At 36.5% G+C, this 1315-nt stretch carries 1 protein-coding gene; it reads left to right on the forward strand.

The window, feature by feature from the left end; all coding sequences use genetic code 11:
• Nucleotides 1–308: 308 nt before the first annotated feature.
• Nucleotides 309–1274, forward strand: coding sequence for a hypothetical protein (locus tag IQ211_RS19280; protein WP_193836478.1), 966 nt, complete (start codon nucleotides 309–311; stop codon nucleotides 1272–1274).
• Nucleotides 1275–1315 lie beyond the last annotated feature (41 nt).

Here is a 1315-nt window from a genome sequence, read left to right on the forward strand (position 1 = left end):
TATAAAGCATATAAAAACCAGGTCATGCTCCCAATAGTTAGATTTATTACCTGAGATAGAATTCACGCTCAATAAACGTTCCTATCACTTTATCGTGCATCTCTTCGGATTTGGAGTTTTATTTAAGAAGAGAGGTTAATTACAATTTTTCTGGTGATCTTTTATTCATGCTGGAATAGATAAGGCTTACTGTTATATCCTGTTTAATTGATGCTATATGGAAATCGTGACACAAATCACTTGATTGTTACATGTCTTAATAGTAATTAATGAAATTATTCATGACGAATATTATGGAGAATTGAGGAATGATACATAAGAAATATAATCCCACTTGGGATGGCTATATGGGGGATGTTTTAAGGGGGAATGTGGGAATTAATCAGCTAAAGCCTCAACATGAATTTTTTGATGCTATTGGTCTAGAAAAAGTATTGAGGGATAATACCCAATATCACTTTGTTCTCACATTATCAGAAGCTCAAAGCATTATTGAGGATATCAGTCCCCGCCGTCCACAAAGTCCAAATCATGGAGAAGCATTTGCAAGAGGTATGGACGAAAAACACCTAAGTTATGAAGAAGCATTTGCAAGAGGTATGGACGCAGGAAACAAGAAAAAAAATCCTATGGCGCGTGTATTTTCTGTCACTGATCCCATATCTACCTACGCAGGAAATATCTATGATTCACGTGGATTCCATGATGTTGTTCGAGAATTTAAGAGCTTAGGCATTAAAGCGGCAGAACATGTAGGAAAAAATGGGGAAAGGTATATTCACATATCAGGGCATGCAGGTCTTCGGAGCCGTATCATGGGGACACGATATCGTGCCCAAAATCCCCAAATGCTTGGAATGGGAATTGGGCAGCAGGGTCTTAATGCAAGCGTTGTTCAAGGAGTTAGATTCTCCATCATTTTTTCTATTGGATATCGAGTAATAGAAAGTATTTTTAAGGATGAATATACGCTAGCCGATTTTCTTGGCAATGTAACCATGGATATGGCTAAAACTGCTATTATTGCTGCTTCCTCCTGGATTGTAGGATCACTTTTAACTGCCACTGCATTTTTAGGTGGAAGTATTATTGCCGTTGCTCTGATAGTTTTAGCTGTTGGAGTTCTAGCGGCTTATATTTTAGATACTCTTGATAAGCAATATGGGATAAGTGAAAAATTAATAGCACTTTTGAAAGAAGAAATGAAAAGAAAACCAAGAACACCGGAAGCGGATTTACAGCATTTTTTTAATGAATTAGGAAGGTTTAGGTGAATAGTAAATACTTCAAAGCATTAGGTGTGATAATATTATTA

The organism is Xenorhabdus griffiniae, from assembly GCF_015163655.1.
In the GTDB taxonomy this organism is placed as follows: domain Bacteria; phylum Pseudomonadota; class Gammaproteobacteria; order Enterobacterales; family Enterobacteriaceae; genus Xenorhabdus; species Xenorhabdus griffiniae.